This is a genomic window from Pseudoduganella violacea (assembly GCF_014191875.1).
GTDB classification, from domain to species: domain Bacteria; phylum Pseudomonadota; class Gammaproteobacteria; order Burkholderiales; family Burkholderiaceae_D; genus Rugamonas; species Rugamonas violacea_A.
In genome coordinates this window covers 50,721-72,653 of record NZ_JACHXD010000012.1, presented here as the reverse complement: position 1 = coordinate 72,653, position 21,933 = coordinate 50,721, and the positions used below count along the sequence as shown (strand labels likewise).

At 61.8% G+C, this 21,933-nt stretch carries 1 protein-coding gene (cut by a window edge); it reads right to left on the bottom strand.

The window, feature by feature from the left end:
- On the bottom strand, window positions 1–21,933 hold the 5' portion of the coding sequence (locus tag FHS03_RS19880) for an SDR family NAD(P)-dependent oxidoreductase (protein ID WP_183442678.1). 6,384 nt of this gene lie to the left of the window's left edge; only the first 21,933 of its 28,317 coding nucleotides appear in the window; its start codon is at window positions 21,931–21,933; its stop codon lies off the left edge, out of view.

Here is a 21,933-nt window from a genome sequence, read left to right as displayed (position 1 = left end):
CACCGGGCGAGACCAGAGCACGTTCCGCAGGCGCAGCGGCTGCGCTTCATCCATCGCCTCCTTGGCCGCGAACAGCGCCATTTCAAGCTGCGCCACGCCCGGCAGCACTGCCTGGCCCTGGACGCGGTGATCGGCCAGGAAGAATTCCGTACCACTAAAGCGGCTGCTGAAGCGCTGCACGGAGAGACGCGAGGTATTTCGGTGAACCAGTGGATGCAGTAGCGCCGCAGCCGGAGCATGGCCTGCCGCGCCGGTATTGATCCAATACCGTTCACGCGCAAACGGATATGTCGGAAGACTGATACGGCGTGGAGCCGGCGCATTTTTTGGGTAGAGCTGCTGCCAATCAAAGGCCAGGCCTTTCACCCACAACGCCAACAGCTTGCCGAACTTGCCTTTTTCAACCCAGGCGCCGATGGCTGCCGACATATCATCGTCGCTGGCCAGAACATCCAAGGCATCGGGGCCGCGTTTGACCAAGCCGCGATACGCGCCTTCCGGCAGCGTATTGCCTTGGGCAAGAGCCGCCAGCTTCTCGCGCAGCTCGGCAATGGAATGGACGACAAGTGCCAACCGCGCCTCCATCGCCTCCCGGCCGACTTGCAGGGTGTAGGCCAGATCGGCCAGCGATACGTCATCGACTGCGGCCAGCAGTTGCAGCACCTGCTCCTTCAGCCTGTCATCGTTGCGAGCCGACAGCACAATCAATGCGGGTGCGCCGGAGGCCGTGGTCTCGCTTTGTGGCGCGATATATTCCTCGATCACGATGTGCGCGTTGGCGCCCCCCGCACCGAAGGACGACACGCCGGCACGGCGCGGCAGCCCACGCTGTTCCGCGCCGGCTCCACTCGCAGGACGCGGCCAATCGGCCAGCTCCTGTTGAACGATGAATGGCGTATCAGCAAAATCGATGTTCGGATTGAGCGAATGCGAATGCAGGCTGGGAACCAGCTTTTGGTGCTTCAGCTGCAGCAGAACCTTGGTCACGCCGGCAATACCGGCGGCGCTTTCGCAATGGCCGATGTTCGATTTGGCCGAGCCAATGGCGCAGAACTGCTTATCCTGCGTCCAATGTTCGAAAGCCTGGGAGAGGCCGGCAATCTCGATCGGATCGCCCAGGCTAGTCCCCGTGCCGTGCGCTTCAATGTAGCTGATGCTGCGCGCATCGATACGTGCTTCGCGCAAGGCGCTTTCGATCACTTCGGCTTGCGCGCCAGGATTCGGCACGGTGTAGCCATTAGTCTTGCCGCCGTGATTGACGGCGCTGGCCTTGATCACACCGTAAATATGGTCGCCGTCCGCAATGGCCTGCGACTTCGATTTAAGCAGCAGCGCGCCGACACCCTCGCCCGGCACATAGCCTTCGCCACCCTCGCCGAAGCTTTCGCAGCGGCCTTTAGCCGAAATGAACTTGCCTTGGGCGAGCAGCAGATATTTATTCGGATGCACCGACACGTTCACGCCACCCGCCACCGCCACTGCGCAGTCGCCACGCTGCAGGCTTTGCACCGCCAGATGGATGGCCGTCAGCGAGGACGAGCACATGGTATCGACGGCCATGCTGGGGCCATTGAAGTCGCAGAAATAGGAAATGCGGTTGGCGATCGACGCGGGGCTGCTGGAAATGGCGACCTGCCGTCCCAGTGCCTGCTCCTGCGCCCCGTACAGCTGGTATTCGCCGTACATCACGCCGACGAATACGCCAGCCTTGCCGTTCCGGCCCGCCACCGTTTCACGCGTATAGCCTGCGTCTTCCAGCGTGGCGTGAACGCATTCAAGGAACAGGCGCTCTTGCGGATCCATCAACTCGGCTTCACGCGGAGAGATATTGAAGAACAGCGGATCGAAGTTGTCCACGCCATCGATAAAGCCGCCCCATTTGCTGTAAGTCTTGCCGGCGGCATTGCGGTCGGCGTCGAAATACAGATTGTGATCCCAGCGTTCAGCCGGAATCTCGCCGATGCAGTCCTTGCCTTGGCTGAGATTCGCCCAGAATTCTTCGATATTGCGGGCTTTGGGATAGCGTCCTGCCAGGCCGATAATTGCGATGTCATCGTCGTTGCGTGCACGTCCCCCTTCAAAGCGGCGTTTCGCGACAGGCGATGTTTTTGCGGCTGCGGCTTTGATCAGCGGCGCGGCGATTGGCCGCTGGCCGTCCAGCAGCTTGCGCAGCACTTCCTCATGTTTTTTCAGGAAGTAGCCGCTTAATGCCGCAATGCTGCGGTACTCATAGAACAGCGTCGTGGAGAGCGGGCCGAAGACCTTCTCCAGGCTGCGGGTCAGGTCCATCACCATTACCGAGTCGATGCCATAGGCCTCAAGCTGGGCTTTCACATCGATTTTCTCGGCCGGGAGCTTGAGAACGGTGGAGAGCAAACGCGCAAGATAGCGCTGGGTTTTCTCCGGCAAATCATCCCCTGCCGCTGTCTGCACTTCTGCCATAGGCGTGCGGGATTCCTCCGGCTTGAACGCGGTGGGCGCGGCGCGCAGCTCAAGTCCGGAAATTCTCACGTGGACTTTGCCCTCGTCATCGCATAGATCGATATTGAATTGCTGGACCGGCTCGCCGGCGATACCGGCCTGGCGCTGCACCACGGCCCACATGCTGCCGCTGCAGGGCGCCAGAACGGTCAATGACGCCAGCATATATGGCAGCATTGCCACCGGTTCTTCAGGCGTCAGCGCCAGCCCCACCGTGGCTTGCAGCGCAGCATCCAAAGTGCCCGGATGCAGCATAAAATTCTCTGCGCCTGCCAGCACCGGCGCGGAAATACGCGCAACGGCCAGCGCTTCGCCGATCGATATTTCGGTCAGCCCCCGGAAACTGGCACCGTACCGGATGCCGAGGCGGTCAAACAATTCATAGCATTGCTCTTGGTCCAAACGGTTCAGCGAGCAAAGCTCGCGCAGAGCCGTCAAGTCGTGGGAGGCATTCAGTTCTTCCGCTGGAGCCAGCACGCCATCGCTGTAAATGAGAGTATTGTCACCGTCCTCGCTATAGATTTCGAAGCCGATTTCATTCCGGCCCTGCGGAGTCAGCGCGATATGCAGCTCCAAGCCTTGTTCATGCACCGTGGCGGCGCGAGACCAGCTTATCTCTTGCAAACGGAATGCCTGTTGGGCCGTAGCCGCCTTGCGTGCGGCGAACAGCGCCATTTCCAGCTGTGCGACGCCTGGCAGGACGGCACGGCCATGCACCTTATGATCGCAGAAGAAGAACTCAGTCCCACTGAAATGGCTGCTGAAGCGCTGAATGCCAAGGTTGGAGGTGTTGGCGTGAACCATTGGATGCAACACCGCAGCCGTCCGGCCCAACGCCGCTTTGGCGCTGGTCTCAATCCAATACCGCTCACGGGCAAACGGATAAGTCGGCAGGCTGATACGCTGCGGCTTGCGGGCGGCACGCGCATGCAAACGGCGCCAGTCGAAGACAAAGCCCTTCACCCACAGTTCCAGCAACTTGCCGAACTTACCTTTCGCCAGCCATGCGTCAACGGTGCCGGACATATCGTCATCGCCGGACAGGCCACCCATACCCTCTTCGTCGCGTTTTGCCTGGCCTTGATAAGCGTCCTCCGGCCAGGTTTCGTCTGCAGCGATGGCTTGCAGCTTTACCTGCAGTTCGTCAATGGAATGGACCACCAAGGCAAGCCGCTCTTCCAGCGCCTCCCGTCCAACCTGCAGGGTATAGGCCAGGTCGGCCAGATCAATATCGGCCGGCACGGCGACAGCGGCCAGAAGCAACTGCACCTGCTCTTGCAGCTGCTGCTTATTACGCGCCGAAAGCAGCACCAGCGCAGGATCACCCGCCGCGGAGCGGTCTGCGGGTGGCGCAATGTATTCCTCGATCACCACATGGGCGTTGGCGCCGCCGGCACCAAAGGAGGAAATGCCGGCGATACGCGGCAGTTCGGCGCCATTCTTTTGCACGCCAGGCCATGGAGCCAGCTCCTGCTGCACTACAAACGGCGTTGCTGCAAAGTCGATGTTCGGATTCAGCGACCGGGAATGCAGGCTTGGCGCAAGCTGCCGATGCTTCAGTTGCAACAGAACCTTACTCACGCCAGCAATGCCGGCCGCGCTTTCGCAGTGGCCGATATTTGATTTGGCCGAGCCAATGGCGCAGAACTGCGTGTCCGGAGTCCAATGCTGGAAGGCCCTGGAAAGACCTGCAATCTCGATAGGATCACCCAGGCTGGTGCCGGTTCCGTGGGCTTCGATGTAGCTGACATCGCGCGCATTCACACCGCCGGAACGCAAGGCTTTCTCGATAACCTTGGCTTGCGCGTTCGGATTCGGCACCGTATAGCCGTTGGTTTTGCCACCGTGATTGACCGCCGTGGCCTTGATAATGCCGTAAATATGGTCGCCATCGGCGATGGCCTGCGCTTTGGGCTTGAGCAGCACCGCGCCCACGCCCTCGCCTGGAACATAGCCTTCGCCGCCTTCGCCGAAGCTCTCGCATCGCCCTTTGGCGGATACGAACTTACCCTCAGCCAGCATCAGGTATTTATTCGGATGGATCGATACATTCACGCCACCAGCAACCGCAACGCTGCAATCGCCGCGCTGCAGGCTTTGAACCGCCAGATGAATGGCGGTCAGCGACGAAGAGCACATCGTATCCAGCGCCATACTTGGGCCACTGAAGTTGCAGTAGTAGGATATGCGGTTGGCTATCGACGCGGGGCTGTTGAACAGACCGATATTATTGCCGCGTACCTGCTCCTGCGCTCCATAAAGCTGGTACTCCTCGTACATCACACCGACGAACACGCCAACCTCACCTTCGTCGGCCACATTGCCCCGCGTATAACCTGCATCTTCCAGTGTGGCGTGCACGCACTCCAGGAAGAGCCGCTCTTGCGGGTCGATGCGTTCGGCTTCGCGCGGCGAGATATTGAAGAACAGCGGATCGAACAGATCGACACCGTCCATGAAGCCGCCCCACTTACTGTACGTCTTGCCAGCGGCATTGCGGTCGGCGTCGAAATACAGCTTATGGTCCCAACGGTCGGCCGGAATCTCGCCGATGCAGTCCCGGCCCTGGCTCAAATTGGCCCAAAATTCCTCGATATTGCTGGCCTGAGGATAGCGGCCAGCCAGGCCGATGATTGCAATTTCATCGCCCTCGGTGCGGGCTGCATGGGCGAGCGAAGTCCGCAGGTTATCCCGCGTGCCGATGATTGCCGGGGCTGAAACGGGAGCTGGATTCGGCATCGCGCGCACGCTGCGGCTTTCGCCCAGCAGCGGAACCAGGACGGCGGCATGATGCTGCAGGAAGTATTTGCTCAGCGCGTCGATAGTCTGGTATTCGAAGAACAGCGTCTTCGGCAAGGAGCCAAACACTTTTTCCAGCGCGCGGGTCAGATCAAGGACGAGGATGGAATCGATGCCATAGGATTCCATCTGCGCTTGTGGATTAATGCGCTGCACCGGCAGCTTGAGCGCGGTGGACAGTAGACGCACAAAGTAGCGGCTTGCTTTTTCTTCCATATTCGCGGATATCGGCATGGCATTTTCTCTTTGATTTTCCGTCCGTTCCGGCAGACGGCCTTGCAGAATTGACTTCATGCGCTCGGCCTCTCCATGCACCAGCAGCACCTGCGGCGCGCCGCTGGCCATTGCCGCCGCCAAAGCCGCGCTGCCATCGGCCGTGCCCAAAGGCGTCATGCCGAGATGTTCAAGCAGATGCCGGCGCGTGGCGGCATCAACCTGCATGCCACCCTCCTCCCACAGCGGCCAATTGATCGACAAGGTTCGCCCGTGGCGCTTCCCTTGGGCCGCCAGCTCGTTGCGGTAATGAGCGAAGCTATCCATAAAGGCGTTCGCCGCCGCGTAGTCCGCCTGCCCGATATTGCCTATCGCGCCAGACAGGGACGAGAAGCAGATGAAGCAGTCCAGCGCAATATCACGGCTGGCCTGGTCGAGATTCACGGTGCCGGCAACTTTGGCGCGCAGGACTTCACGCAGCTGCTGCGGTGTTTTCCTGACAAGGAAGCTGTCGCGCAACACGCCGGCACTGTGGATGATGCCGTCCAGTCCTTCGTGTTCTTCCTGAATGCCGTGGACAAGCTGGGTAACCGCCTCCGCATCGCCGGCATCCAGCTGACGGTACTGCACCACCGCACCCAAGGCCTCAAGTTCACGGATACTGGCGCGTATGGCGTCGTTCATCGGCGAACGGCCCGCCAGAACCAGCGTGACGCCGGTCGCGGCGCTGGCAATGTCGCGGGCAAAAATCAGGCCCAGGCCACCGGCGCCTCCTGTAATCAGATATACGCCGTGGTCCATCCATTGTGCCGGGACGCCGGTCGCCAGCTCGCTCCAGCCGCGAACCATGCGCTCCCCATGGCGATAGCGGATTTGTCTGTCCGCGCTGTCGCGGTTCTCCAGCAAAACGGTCGGCAGGTCTTGGCCGTGATCGAACTCGATTACCTGGCCTGTGAGACGCGGATTTTCCTGTTGTGCGGTTTGCAGCATCGCGCCCAAGCCGCTCAGGGTTCGCAACGCGCCATCTCCCACGACGGCCAGCTGAATCAGGGATGCTCCAGCTTCGCTGCCCAAGGCTTGTAGCCGTTCCAGCAGCGCCTGGGCGGCGGATTCGAAGGAAGCGGCAACATCAGCGCCCGCAGTCAAAAGCTGGCAGTCCGCATCCGGCAAGCGATTGCGGATCGCAACCGCATCCGGTTCCGTCGCGCCCAACAGCAAGACAAGATGGCGAGCGTAGGCCGTGCCGGCGCTTTCCGTCAGTACTGGCTGCGCGCGCCAGATAGGCTGCAGCAAGGTAGTCGCTTCAGCATCGCGTTTGCCGCCGCCTGTAACCGCGCGCAGGCTGAACTCCCGGATCTGGATGTATGCTTGGCCGTCGTCGCCGCACAGATCAATGTCAAATTTCTGCACCGCGTCGCCTGCGGCGCATCCTCGGCTACGCTGCACCACGGCCCACATGCCGCCGCCAGGCGGCTGCAGGATCTGCAGCGATCCAAGGGCGAACAGCAGCATCAACTCAGCACCGCCGAGCAGGCCGGCGGACGCCTGCAAGGCAGCGTCGAGCAAGGCTGGATGCAGCGTGAAGTCCGGCAGAGAATCCTGCACGGCGGGCGGTAGCTCAATGCGGGCCAGCGCAAGCGCATCAGCGGCCAGCAACTCGCTCAGGGCCTGGAAACTCGGACCATAGTGCAGTCCCATACGCTCAAACAGGGCGTAGCATTCGGCGCCGCTCATCCGTCGGCGCGTGCAGTGCGCGCGCAAGGCGTCAATATCATGCACAGCCGCCAAAATAGATGCGTCGGCCGGTTCCAGCAAGCCCTGGCTGAATACAGAACCATCGCCGCTTGGGCCGGCGCCCTGCACTTCAAAGGCCAAAGCCTGTCCTTCGGCAGGACGGAGCGCGATATTCAAGTGCAGGCCACCAGCTCCCGCAATCGCAGGACGCGCCCAGACAACATTCCTGAGCCGCAGACCATATGCGTTCTCGGTTGCCAGTTTGCCCGCATGAAGGGCCATTTCAAGCTGCGCTGCACCGGGCAGAACCCGTTCGCCACGCACCACATGGTCAGCCAGGAAGAATTCGCCGCCATCGAAGCTGCTGCTGAAACGCAGGCCTGAAATGTTCGAGCGATTCTGCTGCACCAAGGGATGAAGCACCACGCTGGAGCCACCCGCTTGGTGGCCATGGCCTACGTCGATCCAGTAGCGTTCCTGCGCAAACGGATAGGTCGGCAGGCTTACCCGGCGCGGCTTGCGGCCTGCATACAGCGACGACCAGTTGACATCCCTGCCATTAATCCACTGGACCAGCAAGTCTTCAAGACCTACTGCCGGGCCGGCGCCATGGGAAGCAGAATCCTTGCCGCGCTTCGCGTGGCCGCGCAGGATCGCATGAGCCTGCGTATTCCCACCCACAAAACCTGCCAGCTTCTCGACCAACTCGCCGAACGATACCGCTACAAAGGCCAGGCGTTCCTCCATCACTTCCCGCCCGGCCTGCAAGGTATAGGCCAGATCGGCCAACGCAACATCTTTTTGAACTTGCGGAGAGCTTACGAAGTCCAGCAACTGGCGCGCCTGCTCCAATAGACGGTCCTCATTCCGTGCCGACAGCACAATGCCCACCGGGGCGGCCGGTTCATGATCCAAGCGAGAAGGAGCGATATATTCTTCCAACACCACGTGCGCATTGACACCCCCGAAGCCGAACGAACTTACCCCGGCGCGGCGCGGAATTTCCTTGCCATCAGCATCGCGCAAAGCGGTCCATTCGCGCGCCTCCTGAACCACGTAGAAGGGGCTGGATTCCAGATCGATATACGGATTCAGTTCAGCGCTATGCAGGCTTCGAACCAGCTTCTTATGCCGCATCTGCAGCAGCACCTTCATCACCCCGACAACGCCGGCCGCCAGTTCCAGGTGGCCAAAGTTCGTTTTGGCCGAGCCAAGGCCGCAGTGGTGCGATTCAACGCGCACGCCAGCCGTATCGCATAGATGCTTGAAGGCTGCCTTCAGGCCATTGATCTCCACCGGGTCGCCAAGGCTGGTTCCCGTGCCGTGCGCTTCGATGTAAGTTACCGTACGCGGATCGATGCCGGCATCCTCATACGCCATGCTGACCACAGCCGCTTGCGCTTTCGGATTCGGTGCGGTCAGCGAGTTGGCTCGGCCGCCGTGATTTTCCGCCGTACCGCGCACCAGGCCATAGATATGGTCGCCGTCCCGTTCCGCGTCGCCCAGGCGCTTGAGCACGAGCATGCCGGCGCCCTCCCCGCGCACATAGCCGTTCGCCGCGCTGGAGAAGGTCTTGCAGCGCCCATCCTCGGCCAGCATGCCAGCCTTATTAAAGCTGATATGCAGGTCGGGGTTGACGATTGCATTCACGCCGCCCACCACCGCCACGCCGCATTCGCCGCGCTGGATGGATTGAACGCCGCGCCGCAAGGCCACCAGTGAGCTGGAGCAGGCGGTTTCCACCGGCTCGCTCGGTCCGTGGAAATCCAGGAAATAGCTCATGCGGTTTGGCCCGACCGACGCCACGGATCCGGTCGACGAATAGCCTTCAATCGCCATGCCTGCGCGCCGCACGCGATCCGCGTAACCGCTGGCGATTGTGCCGATAAAGAGCGCCGTGTCGCTACCCGACAGCGCCGCACCGGCATACCCGGCGTCCTCCAGCGCCTTCCAGACATGCACCATCATCAGCCGCTGCTGCGGGTCCATCAGCTCCGCTTCCTTCGGCGAGATGCCGAAGAACAGTGGGTCGAAGTCAGCGATACCTTCGATGAAACCGCCCCATTTGTTATTGCACTTGTTCTCTTCCAGATGGGGATCACCATAAATGGCCTTCCAATCCCAGCGCTCCTTCGGAATCTCGCCGATGCAATCCCTGCCCTCTTCCAGCACGCGCCAGAACGCATCCATATCGGGCGCCATCGGGAACTGGCCGCTCATGCCGATGATGGCGACAGCTTCCTTGTTTTCCACGCGCAGTTGCGGCGCGGGCTCCGGCTCCGCATGCTGCACTGGCGCTGGCTCGGGAACGCTCGTCTCGAACAGCGACCGCCGTTCCTGGGCAAGGAATTTTGCCAATCCATCCAGCGTTGGATATTCAAAGAAAATGGTCGGCGCGAGGCCAACGCGATACTGATCGTTGAGTGAGTTGCAGAAGCTGGTCAGCGTAATCGAATCGAAGCCGTATTCGCTCCACTGTGTATCACCATCGATATCCTCCTCCGCCACTTTCAGGGTGGCGGAAACACTAGCCCTCAACAAGCCCCTTACATAGCCTTGCAAATCTGGATCGCGGGACAGAACTGGCGCAGATACCCGAGCTACAGCCACCGGCGCAACGGTGGTTGGCTGAGCCGCAACGGCCCTCTCTTTCCAGTAACGCTCCTTGGCGAATGGGTAGGAAGGAAGGCTGATGCGAGATGGCCGGCTTGCGCCGTCTGCCGCATACAAGGCATTCCAATCCAGCGCAAAGCCCCTGGTCCAAAGCTCGCCCAGCTTATCCAGCTTGGCCTTGGCGAACCATGTGGCGACAATGCCATCCATGTCCTCGTCGCCTGCAAACAGACTGAAAGCTTCCTTGTTCTTCTTGGCCTGGCCGCGATACGCGCCATCGGCTTCGCTTTCGCCTGCTGCAATGACGCCCAGCTTCCGGCGCAGTGCGTCGAGCGAGTCCGCCAGAATGGCCAGGCGCTCTTCCATCGCTTCGCGCCCCGTTTGCAGGGTGTAAGCGATATTCGCCAGCGTCATTTGCGGTTCTATACGCTCAGGCGCAATAGCCGCCAGAAGGCGCTGGACACGCTGCTGCAGTCCTTCTTCAGTGCGGGCGGAAAGCACTACCAGCGCAGGCCCCGCCAACGCCTGGCCAAGCGGCGCAGCGATGAACTCCTCGATAATCAGGTGGGCGTTGGCGCCGCCAGCGCCGAATGACGAGATGCCCGCGATACGTGGCTGCTCGCCGCGGCGGCCGTCGATCTCCACTTTTGGACGCTCCCAGGCCGCAAGATTCTGCTGTACCGCGAACGGCGAATTGCCAAAGTCGATGTCCGGATTGAGAACAGCCGCATGCAGGCTGGGGACCAGCGTCCTATGCTTCATCTGCATCAGCACCTTGCTGATGCCAACCATGCCGCTCGCGCTTTCGCAATGGCCGACATTGGACTTCGCGCTGCCCAGCGCGCAGAACTGCGTATCCTCCGTCCAGTTGCGGAATGCCTTGCTTAAACCTGCAATTTCAATCGGGTCGCCCAAACTACTTCCCGTGCCTTGTGCCTCCAGATAGCTGATGCTGCGGGCGTTGACGCCGGCCCGCTCCAGCGCATCCTTTACCAACCGTGCCTGCTGGTTCGGGTTGGGCACCATATAACCATTGGTTTTTCCGCCGGCATTGACCGCACTACCTTTGATGACGCCATAAATATGGTCGCCATCCTCGACCGCTCGCTGCAGGGGTTTGAGCACGATTGCGCCAACGGCCTCGCCATCCACAAAGCCATCGCCATCGGCGCTGAAGGACTTGCACTTGTCGCCGCTGGACAGCATGGTCATCGCCGCCAGTTCCACCAGCTGATCTGGAGCCACAATCAGATTGACGCCACCGGCCAAGGCGACTTCGCTCGCGCCGCTGCGCAGGCTTTCCAGCGCCAGATGCACCGCCGTCAGCGATGAGGAACAAGCGGTATCGACCGCCATGCTCGGTCCCTGGAAGTTGAACAGCCAGGAAGTCCGGTTGGCGATGGACCAGAAACGGCTGCCGGCGCCGTAATACTCATTCATCGCGCCGACGAACACGCCGACCTTGCGGCTTGCGCTCAAGCTGGACGGCGTGTAACCCGCGTCCTCAATACTGCTGTATGCTTCTTGCAAGAACAGGCGTTCCTGAGGACTCATAGCCTCGGCCTCGCGCGGCGAGATATGGAAGAAGCGCGCATCGAAGCAGTCGATATCGCTGAGGAAGCCGCCCCATTTCGTATAGGTTTTGCCGGGACGGTCCTTGGCCGGATCGAAATAACGGCTATGGTCCCAGCGCTCCGGCGGAATCTCGCCAATGCAATTGCGGCCGTCCTTCAGGTTGGCCCAGAACTGCTCCACGTTTTCCGCCATTGGATAACGGCCCGAAAGGCCGATGATGGCAACGTCAAACTGTCCAGCCGGTTCCACGGCCTTGGCCGACGCCTTGCCCCTCCATGCTTGGGAAGCGTGCGCCCGGCGCCCCTTGGACGATGGCAAGGCGCGCATCGGCTGATATGCCGGAACCGCTTCCACTGCCGCATCCAGGCCCGTCCACCGGGCCATCGCTGCGGCTTCAGTCTGCACAAAATGATCGGCTAGCGCATCGATGGACTGGTGTTCAAAGAACAGGGCGGTGCTTAAACTGCTCGTAATGCCAGCATCGGCCAGCGCCGCGCGCAGGCCATTGGTCAGCTCCAGGACAAGAATCGAGTCGATACCATATTGATCAAGGTTGCTGGCGGCGTCGATTTTCTCGACCGGCATTTTCAGCACTTGTCCAACCAGCTTCTTCAGCCGCAGCACGCAGCCGTCGCGCAGCGACGATGCAGGCAGGGACGGCGCTGGCTTGACGGCTGCGCGAACCGGAGCTGAAGCGTCTCCGGTTGCGGCAGTGGCGCGGACTACCGGCGCGGTCGGCGCGGGTGTTTGTTTGACGTGGCGCTGCGGCGTGACGCCGTCGCTTTCCGCCAGCACCACTTGCTGGCCAAGAGCATGTGCGGCATCCGCCGGGAACATGATATGGCGGTAGCCTTCCTCGCGCAGTACGGCCTTCCACATGGCGGGCGCCAGGCTTGGACAGCCGGGAATGCGCAGGGTTTCATCCTCGTACAGCCACCAGCCGTCCAGCATGCCGAACGTCAAATGCGCCCACAGTTCGCAGCTGCTCAACTCATTCAGCAGCAACATGCCATTGCCGCGCAAAGCCGCCTTCGCATTGCGCAGGCTTTCGCGGATATCCCGGGTGGCATGGAGAACGTTGGTAGCGATCACCAGGTCATAGCTGCCGGCGTCAATACTCTGCCCCGCCAGCGGCTTGCTGGCGTCGAACAGGCTATAGGCCAGATAGGGATAATGCGGACCATACTGCTGTTCCGCGTGCAGCAGGAAAGCGCGCGAGAGATCGGTGTAGCAGTACTGATCAATATTGCTTGCGTAGGGTTTCAGCTTTGCCAGCACGCGCGCGCTGGTGCCGCCCGTTCCCGCGCCGATTTCCAGAATGCGGATACGGGCGGAAGGATCCTGGCGCAGACGGGCCGCGATAAAGGCCAGCACGCTGGCCGCCAGCACATCGTTATAATAGTCGGCGAGCGGGCTGCCGCGATAAACGCCTTCCACCAGCTCCATCGAAGAATTCGGGAACATGATCGACGTGGCGGGCGTGCGGCCGCTAAGCATTGCCGGCAAAGCGCGCAGCATGGTTTCCACCAGCACGGCCTGGGCGCGTAGATTCGCATCGTTCAGCCAGGCGTGCTTGCGCTGCTCCCAGTCTGCCCAGGCCTGCTCACGGACCGGGCCTTGCGCCGCCACGTGCCAGACATCGGCGGTCTGCCGCAGCCAGCCTGCCTGCGCCAGGCATTGTAGGCTATGCGCCAGCCAGCGCGCGTAGCCGGGCCGGATGCTGGATGAAACCATTGCATCGTTCAGGCCAAAGGAGGCTGTCATGCCAAACATGCCTATGGCGCGTAGTTCGCCCCAGAGAATTGCCAGCGACAGCCGGTCCATTTCCTGACGATGCGCGGCCACTTGGCTGACGTCGGCAGGCAGCGGCAGCGTGTCTTGCTCGCTCAAGGCCGCAGCCACCGAGGCATATCCGGATTGATGGATATCGACACGATTCGCGCCGATCAGATCCTGGATGCCGCCCTTGGGCATCGCCGACGTCACTTTCAGGAAGCCTAGTTGCGGCAACGGTGCGGCCATCAGCGCGTCGATAGCCAGCATGCCTTCCTCCGGCTCGATCGAGCCTATGCCTTGCTGCGCCATCCGCTCCCGATAGGCCTGCGAGGCGACCACGCCCACGCTGCCCCAATAACCCCAGTTCATCGTCTTCACCGGGTAAGGCAGGCGCTTGGCCAGTTGCAAGCTGTAGGCGTCTTTGAAAGTACAGCCGGCAGCGTAATTGCTTTGTCCCGCCGCCTTGATGAAACTCAGGAGCGATGAGCAGAACAACATGAAGTCCAGCGGCAGCTTGCCGAAGACCTGCGCCATCCGCACGCTGATATCGACTTTCGCCGCCAATCCCGCGCGCAACCGTTCTTCATCCATCTGGGCCAAGCTCTTGTCGAGCAAGGCGATCGCCGCGTGAACGACGCCATTGATGCGGGGGAAGCGCGCCAGAATCGTCTCGCGCGCAGCCTCCAGCGCGCGCAGGTCGGTCGCGTCGGTTGATATGTAGCTTGGCGCGAGACCGAAGGAACCCAGGCGGGCAATCGCCTGTTCAATCTCGCCATCCAGGGCGCGCCGGCCGATCCAGAACACATTGGCTCGGTAATTGCGGATCAGATGTTCGCTGAGCGCCTGCCCGATGCCACCCGCGCCGCCGACGATGACGTAGACGCCGCCTTCGCGGTAGACTGCCCCTGTCGCTGCCGGCGCCGCCATTTGTACCGTTTGCAACTGCTGGCGGAACCATTGGCCCGAGCGCCATGCCAGCGCATCGCCCGCAGCGCTGAACGGCAGGCCGAAGATCCGCTGCCAAGGCCAGGGCACGCCAGCCTGCATGTCAAGCAGGCGCACTTGCCAGCGGCGGAACTCCTTGGCCATGGAAGCGATAAAGCCATGCACGCTGGCGTGGGCCGGCGCAACGGCGTCGCAAGCATGCACGGACTGGCTCTGGCAAGTGAGCACGGTCCAGCCCAGCGGCTGATCGGCCATGCCGATTGCGAGCAGCGCTTTCACCAACCGGAAGCCCGTGATCACGCCTGTTTCCTGCGCCGCGATCAGTTCCTCGTCATCATTTTGCTCACCAGCTTCAACGATCCACAGCAGATGATCGAACGAACCGGCGCCACGCAAAGCCGCATCTATGGCGTCCATTTGCGCACCTGCGGAAAAAGGCAACACTTTCGCTTGTGGATACAGAGCCACCACTGCCTGCTGCTGGGCTGCCGTTCCGCCGACGATCAGCAGGCGCGCATTCGGCTCTGGCACAGTCGCCGAAACGGCTTCACCGATAACGTCCCATACCGGGGCAAGCAGCAGCTTGTCTTCGCTTGGTGCGGCCTTGTCTTCCGCAGCAGCGGCCTGATTCGCCACCACGGCACGCAGGCTGAATGCGTGGAAGCGCAGGCAAACCTGGCCAGTTTCATCGCACAGTTCTATATCCAGCTTCGGCACGCGTTGGCTGGCCGAACTGCCCGCGCTATAGCGGACCAGCGCCCACATATTCGCGCTGCAGGGAGCAAGTTCCTCCACCGCTTCCAGGGCGAATGGCAGCATCAGGGGCGGCAGGCCAGCCGCATCTGCCTGCACAGCCAGCGTAGCCTGCAAAGCCGCATCCAGTAGGCTGGGGTGCCAGACATAATCCGCTTCCGAGCGCGCAGCTTCGGGCAGCGTAATACGGGCCAAAACCTGTTGCTCGCCAAGGAACAGCTCCGCAACACCCTGGAACGCCGCGCCGTACTCCAGGCCGGCGCGCTGGCAAAGCGGATAAAAATCCGCACCGCTCAGATATGCGCGCTGGCATTGCTCTCGAATAGACTGAATATCGTATGTTTCGGCCGGTGCTTCATCCAGGTCTTCAACGATGGCAAGGCCTTGGCTGAACGGTGAAGTCTCGCCATCCGCCGCATCGGCATAGATCTCGAAGCGGACGGCCGTGTCGTCCTCGGGATAGAGCGCGATATGCAGCAGCAGTCCTTCCGCTCCGACGATCACCGGCCGCGCCCAGACTACATCGCTCACCGTGATGCGGCAATCGCCGCCCGCAGCCAGAGCCACAGCGCTGCGCGCCATTTCCAGCTGGGCCACGCCTGGCAGAACGCGGTTTCCGTTGACCACGTGCTGCGAGAGGAAGAATTCCTCGCCACTCAGGCGGCTGCTGAAGCGCAGGCCGGCCAAATCAGAGGTATTGCGCTGTACCAGGGGATGCAGACGCATCTCGCTGCCAGTCTCACCTTCAACGACAGCGCTGGTCTGCACCCAATAACGCTCGCGTGCAAAAGGGTAAGTCGGCAAGCTGATACGGCGCGGGCGCGCTGCGCCATCGCGGTAGAGGCGCCGCCAGTCGAAAGCCAATCCTTTTACCCACAGGTCGAGCAGCTTGCCAAATTTACCTTTCTCAATCCAGGCATCGACGGCGGCAGACATATCCTCATCGCCAGCCAAGCCACCCAGCGCTTCCGCCGTGCGTTTTACCTGCCCACGATAAACGTCTTCCAGCTGAGTCTCACCTGCCAGAATGGCATCCAGCTTTCCGCGCAGGTCATCCAGCGAAGAGGCCAGCAATGCGAGGCGTTCGTCCATCGCTTCGCGTCCGACCTGCAGCGTATAGGCCAGGTCGGCCAGGTCGATCAGGCCCGGCTGCGCAAGTACCGCCAAGAGTTGGCGAACTTGTTCCTGCAGGCGCTCGCCGTCGCGCGCCGAGAGCAGCACGAGGGCCGGGCCGGGCAAAGCGGTTGCCGGGCGCGCATCCGCATATTCTTCGATCACCACGTGGGCATTCGCGCCGCCGGCGCCGAACGAGGAAATGCCGGCCACGCGCGGCAGTTCACGCCGAACGCCGCTGCTCTCGTCCACTCGACGCAGCCATGGCGCCAGCTCCTGCTGCACCACAAAAGGCGTATTGCCGAAGTCGATGTTTGGATTCAACGAGCGCGAATGCAGGCTTGGCGCGAGCTGCCGATATTTCAGCTGCAACAGTACTTTGGTCACGCCAGCCACGCCGGCGGCGCTTTCGCAATGGCCGATATTCGATTTGGCCGACCCGATGGAGCAGAACTGCTTGTCCTTCGTCCAGCTCTGGAAGGCCTTGGACAGCCCGGCAATCTCGATCGGGTCGCCCAGGCTGGTGCCGGTGCCGTGCGCCTCGATATAGCCGATATTGCGGGCATCGATGCCCGCCCCGCGCAGCGCGGTTTCAATCACCTTGGCCTGTGCGTTCGGATTGGGTACGGTGTAGCCGTTGGTCTTTCCGCCGTGGTTGATCGCGGTGGCTTTGATGATGCCGTAGATATGGTCGCCATCGGCAATGGCCTGCGCTTTCGGCTTGAGCAGCAGCGCGCCCACGCCTTCGCCGGGAACGTAACCCTCGCCGCCTTCGCCGAAGCTTTCGCAGCGCCCTTTCCCCGAAATGAACTTACCCTGTGCCAGCATCAGGTACTTGTTCGGGTGGATAGACACGTTCACGCCACCGGCAACCGCCACGCGGCAATCGCCGCGCTGCAAACTCTGCACGGCGAGATGGATCGCGGTCAGCGAGGAGGAACACATCGTATCCAGCGCCATGCTGGGGCCGTTGAAATTGCAGAAGTAGGAAATGCGGTTGGCGATGGATGCAGGGCTGTTGAGCATCGCCAGATTGCGGCCGCGCGCCTGCTCCTGTGCGCCATACAGCTGGTATTCCGAATACATCACGCCGACGAAGACACCGACGCTGCCATCCGAGCCGGCTTGATCCTGACGGCCAACGGTGTCGCGGGTATAGCCGGCATCTTCCAGCGCGGCGTGCACGCATTCCAGGAACAAGCGTTCCTGCGGGTCCATGCGCTCTGCTTCGCGTGGCGAGATATTGAAGAACAGCGGGTCAAACAAGTCGACGCCATCGATAAATCCGCCCCATTTGCTGTAAGTCTTGCCGTTCGCATCGCGGTTGGCGTCGAAGTACAGCTTATAGTCCCAGCGTTCGGACGGAATCTCTCCAATGCAGTCCTTACCCTGGCTCAGATTGGCCCAGAACTCTTCCACATTGCCGGCCTGGGGATAGCGGCCCGCCAGCCCGATGATGGCGATATCGCCGACATCGGCAGCAGCTTTTGCCACCGGTGCCGCCAATACCGCAGGCACAGTGCGCGAAGCGAAACCCGAGCGACGGCTTGTCAAGGCCGTACTGACTGCTGTCTCTTCCATGCTCGCCGCCGCTGCGGGTGCGACCGTCTGTACCAGGTTGTCTCCAAGCTGCGCGGCCAACGCTTCGCCGTGATTTTCCATGAAGTAGGCAGCTAATGCGGCGATGGTCTGATATTCAAAGAACAAGGTTTTGGAAAGCGTACCGAATACCTGCTCAAGCTTGCGCGTCAATTCCACTACCAGAATCGAGTCGATGCCATACGCCTCCATCTGGGCATGCGGGTCAATGCTGTCGGCCTGCCGCCGCAACGTTCCGGCCAGCAGACGCACGAAGTAACGCACCGCCTTCTCCTGCGCTCCCGCCGTCATGATGGACTCGGTGCGGGCAGGGGCAGCCTTGCGCTGCTGCGACAGGCTGGCCTTGAACCGCTTTATCTCGCCTTCCGCAACCAATACCTGCGATGCATTCAAAACCAAGGCCTGGGCCAAGGCGTTGCGGCCACTGATGCTGTGCAGAGGCCGCAGACCGGTTCGCTGGCGCATTTCCTGGATAGTCGCGGCATCGACCTGCATGCCGCCCTCTTCCCACAAAGGCCAGTTGAGCGCCAGTGCGCGGCCGTGCCGCTGCCCCTGCGCCGCCAATTCGTTGCGGTAATGGGCATACGCATCCATGAAAGAATTGGCGGCGGCGTAATCGGCCTGCCCCACATTGCCAAGCGCCCCGGAGGTCGAGGAGAAGCAGATAAAGCAATCCAGCGCGATTTCGCGGCTGGCATGGTCGAGATTCAGCAGGCCTGCGACCTTTGCGCGCAGTACTTCGCTCACTTGCCGCGCGGTCTTACTCTGAATCAGGCTGTCGCGCAGAACACCCGCACTATGGATGATGCCATCCAAGCTCTCAAATTCCTCGGGAATGCTCTGCACCAGCTGGTTCACCGCCTGCGCATCGCCGACATCGAGCTGGCGATACTGCACCACCGCGCCCAGCGCTTCCAGTTCGCGGATCTGCGCCTGCACCACATCGCTGACGACGGAGCGGCCAGTCAGAATGAGCGTGGCATTGCGTACCGAGCCGGCGATGTCATACGCGAAGATCAGGCCAAGGCCTCCCGCGCCCCCCGTAATCAGGTAGACGCCACGGTCTTTCCAAGCACGGTTTGCCTCGGTTGACGGCAATTCAGCCCAGCCCTGGACCAGACGCTGACCGCCCCGGTAGCGCAGCTGCTGGGCATCGCTGCCGATATTTTCGGCCAGGGCCAGGATAACGTCCTGCCCCTGCTCGACACTGATAAGCTGCACCGCGATGCGGGGATTTTCAAGGCTGGCGCAGCGCAACATGCCGCCCAGGCCAGACCAAAGCTGGCCCGCGCCATCGGCCGGAATCACCACCTGAATCAAATGCTGGCCTGGCTGGGCGCTCAATGCCTGGATACGTTCCAGCAGCATGCATGCATCAGCCTCAAACGCCTGCGCAATATCGGCGGCACTCTGGCCGGACAAGCATTCCGCGCCCGGCAGCCGCGCGGCGATTTGGGCGGTGCCGGCCGCCATGCCACCACACAGCAACACGAGATGACGAGCGAAGGCTGGCGCCTGCGCGCCCGCAGCCGCTTGCGGCTTCCATTCAGGCTGAAACAGCGCCGTGCGGATGCTCTCCCCGCCCGCCGCGGCAACCGTGGAAGCGGCACGCATGCAGAATCCGCCAAAGCGTACGCAAACCATGCCATCGTCGTCGCATAGATCGATATCGAATTTTTGCACCACGTCGCCTGCGCCACTGCCAGCGCTGCGGCGCACCAGCGCCCACATCGATGGCGCGCAAGGCGCCAACACATCGAGGGAGCCGAGCGCAAACGGCAGCATCAAGCTCATTCCGGCCAATCCGCCGTTGTCCCTCGCCTGGAAGCAGATGGCCGCCTGCAGGGCCGCATCCAGCAAACTGGGATGCAGCTCGAAACGCGCAAAGGCGGCTTGCACGGATTCAGGCAAGCGGATTTGCGCCAGGGCCAGATCCACGCCAAGCTGGATATTGGCCAGACCACGATGGCCGGAGCCATAGCTCAATCCCGTCTTATCAAAGGCGGCATAGCATTCCTCGGCGCTGAACCGGCCATGGCTGCACTGGGCCTGTAAGGCCGCCAGATCGTGCCTGGCGAGGACTGGCTCGCGGCCAGCCGGCAGCAAGGAACCCTTGCCGTATACGATCTCGCCATCGTCCGATTCGCGATAGATTTCGTAGCCGATTTCTTCTTCCGTCTCCTGGTACAAGGCCAGGTGCAGGTCCAGCGGCTGATCGCCAGCCACGATGGGGCGCGCCCAGACCACGTCCTTGAGGCGCAGCTTTCCGGCGCGGCCACCGACTGTCTGCGCCGCGCGCAAAGCCATCTCCAGCTGGGCCACGCCCGGCAGGGTCTTCGCTCCTTGCACAACATGGTCGGCGAAGAAAAACTCCTTGCCGTTGAACTGGCTGCTGAAGCGCAGCCCATTCAGGTCGGAGGTATTCTGATGCAGCAGGGGATGCAGCTCGGCGCGCGCGGACGGTTCGGCGCCGCCTTCCGTCTCGGCCCAGTATTTCACCTTGGCGAACGGATAGGAAGGCAGCGCGACACGTGCTTGTCTGGTCCCGTACAGGCTTGCCCAGTCGATGGAATAACCGTGCAGCCAAAACTGCGCCAGCTCCGGCAGATTGCCCTCGTCCAGCGCTGTGGCCACGGCTTGCAGGCTTTCCGGTTCATTTTGAATCGCCGTCAGCATCTCGGCGGTGACGCGGGCGCTGCGCGCGTGGCGCGAGCCGGACGGCTCATTCAACCAGGTTTGCAGCTGCTCCTTCAAGGCTGGGAGAGCGTCCGCCAGCAAGGTCAAACGCTCGGCCATCGCCTGGCGCCCCACTTGCAGCGTGTAGGCCAGCGCACCGATACCGGCACGCTGGATCTCTGCGGAGTCCAGCATGGAGAGCAGGCTTTGTGCCTGGCCGCGCAAGGCCGCCGCCGTCTTGGCCGACAAAACAATCAGTGCAGGCGCGTGGCTCGCCGGTTCCTCAGCCTCCTGCGGCTGCGCCGGCAGATACTCTTCAATCACCACATGCGAATTCACGCCGCCAAAACCGAAGGAACTGACGCCCGCGCGGCGCGGCACGGCCTGGCCTTGTTCATCGCGCAAGGCTGGCCAATCGCGCAGCCGGTCGACGATATAGAAGGGACTGGAATCGAGTTCGATGCGTGGGTTCAGTTTTTGATAATGCACCAGGCCCGGCAAAGTTTGCCGGCGCATAGACAGGATGACCTTGATCACGCCGGCCAGACCGGCCACCGATTCCAGGTGGCCCACATTGGTCTTCACGCTGCCCAGGCCGCAGCTGTGCTCCGGCAGCGCCTCGCCGCGCTGCTGCGCCACGCGCGCAAAAGCCAGCTTCAGGCCCTCGATCTCGATTGGGTCACCTTTTGGCGTGCCGGTGCCGTGCGCTTCGACATAAGTCAGGGTGCTGACGGGAATATCCGCCTCGCTCAGCGCTTCCGCCACCACTTTCGACTGGGCCTGCGAGCTGGGATACGTCACCGTGCGCGCACGGCCGCCGTGATTGCGCGCCGTGCCGCGCACCACGGCAAGAATATTGTCCTTATCCTCCAGCGCCTTGGCGAGAGGCTTGAGCAGCACCATGGCCGCGCCTTCGCCGCGCACATAGCCGTTGGCGCGCTCGTCGAAGGTCTTGCAGCTGCCGTCCGGCGACAGCATGCCGGTCTTGGAAAAGGAAATGAAATGCGTCGGGCTGCACAAGACGCTCACGCCGCCCACCAGCGCCTGTTCGCATTCGCCACGGCGGATCGCATGCACCGCCTCGTGCAGCGCCACCAGGGAGCTCGAACAAGCCGTGTCGATAGGCAGGCTTGGACCATGCAGATTGAAATAGTGCGAAATGCGGTTCGGGATCAGCGCCGTGTGCGTGCCGGTCGAAACATGGGCCTCGATGGAATCGAGCGTGCGCAGCAGATGCTCCTGGTAGTCGAAGTTGAATACGCCGACATACACGCCGGTGCGACTGCCGTTCAGGGCCGAAGGATCGTAGCCCGCATCCTCCATGCAGGCCCAGGACAGTTCCAGCATAATGCGCTGCTGCGGATCCATGGCCACCGCTTCGCGTCCCGAAATACCGAAGAAGTCCGCGTCGAAGAACTCCACGCCGTCCATGAAGCCGCCCCATTTACTGACGGCCTTGTTCTTCGCCTGGCTGTCGCTGGAGTAGAACGCCTCTTTGTCCCAGCGGTTCGCCGGCACCTCGCTGACGCTGGACAGGCCAGCGCTCAGGTTCTTCCAATACTCTTCATAATTCGCCGCGCCGGGAAAGCGGCAAGCCATGCCGACGATGGCGATAGCGCCGGTTTCACCCTGAATTTTATGGTTGTCGTTATTCAT